This window comes from Coprobacter sp., from assembly GCF_982436375.1.
Map to the genome: position 1 here is coordinate 1 of NZ_CEWDCG010000242.1, position 3,848 is coordinate 3,848.

At 37.7% G+C, this 3,848-nt stretch carries 2 protein-coding genes and 1 other RNA gene; all 3 read left to right on the forward strand.

Annotated elements, in window-relative coordinates:
• The first annotated feature begins 72 nt into the window (after positions 1-72).
• Positions 73-418, forward strand: an RNA gene (rnpB, locus tag AC1WHX_RS11040) — RNase P RNA component class A.
• A gap of 23 nt (positions 419-441) precedes the next feature.
• The gene (locus AC1WHX_RS11045; RefSeq protein WP_022389704.1) at positions 442-1,821 is read left to right on the forward strand and encodes a YihY/virulence factor BrkB family protein; all 1,380 of its coding nucleotides are present in this window, start codon (positions 442-444) and stop codon (positions 1,819-1,821) included.
• An 84-nt stretch (positions 1,822-1,905) separates the two neighbouring features.
• Positions 1,906-3,822, forward strand: a complete 1,917-nt coding sequence (locus AC1WHX_RS11050) for a heparinase II/III domain-containing protein (protein ID WP_481229352.1) — start codon at positions 1,906-1,908, stop codon at positions 3,820-3,822.
• Positions 3,823-3,848: the final 26 nt, after the last annotated feature.

A 3,848-nucleotide genomic window follows, 5' to 3' on the forward strand; every position in this document is an offset into this window, starting at 1 on the left:
GCACAGGATTGTTCTTTTTGTCGAGCAGCAGTTTGGATAACCGCCGGTAATCGATTATCTTTGCAAGTATATACAGCAGGACAGTCTGTCGCTCATGGAAACATGTGAGGAAAGTCCGGGCAACATAGAGCACCATATTTCCTAACGGGAAGCTATTCGTGAGAGTAGAGTAACGTAACAGAAAATAACCGCTGCTTGCAGCAAGGGTGAAAAGGTGAGGCAAGAGCTCACCGGTTTTCGTGGTGACACGAAAAGCCGTACGTCTTATGGGTTGTAAGGTTATGTATACCGACGCAGTAGGGCTGCTCGTCCAATGTCGGGGGGTAAACCGCTAAAGCTTTATGGCGACATAAAGATAAGATAAATGACAGACGCCTTTTTTAAGGTACAGAACCCGGCTTATCGTTCTGCTGTATTTTTTATTCAATGATTGTTGTAAATATGGCGAAAAATAATATAGTACTCCGGATTGTAACATTCTTTCGCACCGCATCGAAATTTATATTTGAAGATATGTGGCGTATTACCGGGAATGATGTTTCGGGGTTGCGTCGTAGGTTGATCAATCTGGCAAAGACTATATTTATTTCAGTACGTCGGTTTCGAGAAGATGACCTTCAGTCAAAAGCATCGGCACTTACCTATAGCACATTATTAGCTGTCGTTCCGGCTTTAGCCTTAATGTTTGCCATAGCTAAAGGTTTTGGTTTTCAAAATATTGTGCAAAGTCAATTGTTCGATTATTTTCCAGCTCAAAAGGAAGCGCTTGCACATGCTCTTTCATTCGTCGATGCCTATTTGACGCAGGCTAAAAGCGGAGTATTTGTCGGAATCGGTATTATCTTTTTACTTTGGACGGTAATAAGCCTGATGGGTACTGTAGAAAGTACGTTGAATGATATATGGCAGGTAAAGAAAAATCGTTCTTTTTATCGTAAAATTACCGATTATACTTCGATGTTTGTTTTACTTCCGGTCTTGATGATAGCTTCCAGTGGTATATCTTTGTTTATATCTACGGGTATTGACAGCAATGCGTATTTATATTTTATAAGTCCTTTGGTAAGAAATCTAATTTCGTTTAGTCCCTATTTCTTGACCTGTTTATTGTTTACAGGAATATATGTTTTAGTGCCCAATACAAAAGTTAAATTCTGGAACGCTTTTATTGCTGGTATTATTTGCGGTACGGCTTTTCAGATTTTCCAGTTTTTGTATATCAGTGGGCAAATATGGGTGTCGAAGTATAATGCTATTTACGGAAGTTTTGCATTTTTACCGTTGTTTTTATTATGGATGCAACTTTCATGGCTGATTTGTCTTTTCGGTGCGGTTCTTTCGTTTTCAGCTCAAAATATAGAAAGTTATGATTTTGAACAGGATACAAAGAATATAAGTCGTCGATATAAAGATTTTGTCGTATTGCTGATCGCATCGGTGATCGTAAAACGTTTTGAAAACGGAGAGACACCTCTGACAATGCAGCAGATAAGTAAAGCTTATCAGATTCCGATTAAGCTTACCAGTCAGGTTCTATATTTACTTATTGAGATAGGGATTGTCAGGGAAACGACAACTGATGATGAACGTTTGCTGGCATATCAGCCGGCATCCGATATTTCCGGAATGACGGTAGGAACATTATTAATGCGTATAGATGAGCTGGGTTCTGAGCAGTTTAAAATTAATAGAGACACTCTTTATAACAAGCATTGGGTTGCTTTGTTGAAGGCACGTGAACAGATGTATGATACAGCAGGTAAAGTGCTTTTAAAAGATTTGACATTTAATGATTTACCTGTAAAAATTCAAGAAAAATAATATTTTTTTATCGGGAAAATATAGGCAGGCTCTTATTGATTTGTTTATATTTGTATCAACCGAATTTTTAACCTTCGATTAACTATGAAACAGTTTTCATGCCTTATGCTTTTTTTAATTCTTTCTTATTCCGGATATGGATATGAAGAGAGAAACCTTTTAGAAAAACAGGCCGATGTAATACGGCTTAAAGAAATTCTTGTTCCCAATCAAAAGTGGGTGCCTTATCCAAAATATACCGATCGTGAAGGTTGGGATGCTTTAACGAAAGAACATAAACAGATGCTGATCAGACGAGGAGAAAAGCAACTGAATTATGAATGGAAAGTCATAAAAGCTACCGATTATTTGGAATATGAACGTACAGGTAATCGTAAAATTATGGAAAATCCTAATAGCAGTAATAATAATGCGATTGCAGATCTGGCAATTGCTGAATTGGCTGAAGGAAAAGGCCGTTTTATCGATCAGCTGATCAATGGTATAGTATATTCGTGTGAAATGACATCTTGGGCTCTTTCCGCCCATCTTCCTGCTCAGCACTCTAAACGGTCTTTACCCGATTATACGGAACATATAATCGATTTGGTCTCTGGAGATATGGGAGCTCTTTTGTCATGGGTATATTATTTTTTTCATGAAGAGTTCGATAAAGTAGATCCTATAATATCAAAACGTCTTTATAAGGAGATAAAAGAACGAATTATAGATACTTATATACAGGAAGATCGTTTCTGGTGGATGGCGTTTGATTACAAGGGGCAGTTGGTAAATAATTGGAATCCTTGGTGTAATGCAAATGTATTACAATGCTTTTTGTTATTGGAGAATGATAAAAACAAATTGGCCGATGCCGTATATAGGACAATGGTTTCGGTAGATAAATTTATAAATTATGTCCATTCTGACGGAGCGTGTGAAGAAGGACCATCCTATTGGGGGCATGCTGCTGGAAAAATGTATGATTATCTGCAATTGTTGTATGACGCTACGGGAGGAAAATTGTCTTTGTACACGAACCCTTTAATCCGTAATATGGGGGAATATATTTCTCGGACTTATGTCGGTGACGGCTGGGTCGTTAATTTTGCCGATGCTTCTGCAAAGGGTGGCGGAGATGCCGGTTTGATTTTTCGCTATGGAAAAGCAATCGGCAGTGATGAAATGCAAAAGTATGCAGCTTGGCTGTCGCGTAAAAAAGGTGGAATCGTCATAACGTCGGGAAGAGATATATTCCGTACATTGCAATGTCTGCTTTATAGCGAAGATATGCAAAAAACGACTCCGGTACACCAGACTCCGGAGGTAACATGGTATCCGGAAACACAATTCTGTTATTTGAAAAATAAAAAAGGTTTTTTCTTAGCTGTTAAAGGCGGATATAATAACGAAAGTCATAATCATAATGATGTCGGAACATTTTCTTTATACTATAACGCAGTTCCGGTTATTATAGATGCCGGAGTCGGTACTTATACACGGCAAACTTTCGGGAAAGAACGTTATACGATATGGACGATGCAAAGCAATTATCATAATTTACCGATGATCAACGGAGTACCTCAAAAATTCGGGTCTGAATATAAAGCGACGGATGTCGTGCTGGACAAGAAGAAAAAGCAATTGTCTATGAATATTGCTACTGCTTATCCCGATAATGCAGAGGTCGAAAAGTGGATAAGAACATATCGTCTTCGGGACAGTAGTCTGGATATTTCTGATGATTTTATTTTAAAGAAATTGAAAAATGAAAATCAGGTAAATTTTTTATTATGGGGAGATATTGATTTGAATACGGCAGGGAAAGTGAAAATTTCGGTAGAGGGACAAATTGTAGAGCTCCATTATGATAAGTCTTTGTTTACACCGTCTTTAGAGACAATTTTGCTTACAGATCCCAGATTATCTAATGTTTGGGGTGAGAAAATATTCCGTCTTTCCCTGACGGCAAAAAAAATGGTAGAAAAAGGATGCTATGTCTTTAGCGCGAAAGCATTATAAATAAATTACTTTTTAGATATTAAGAT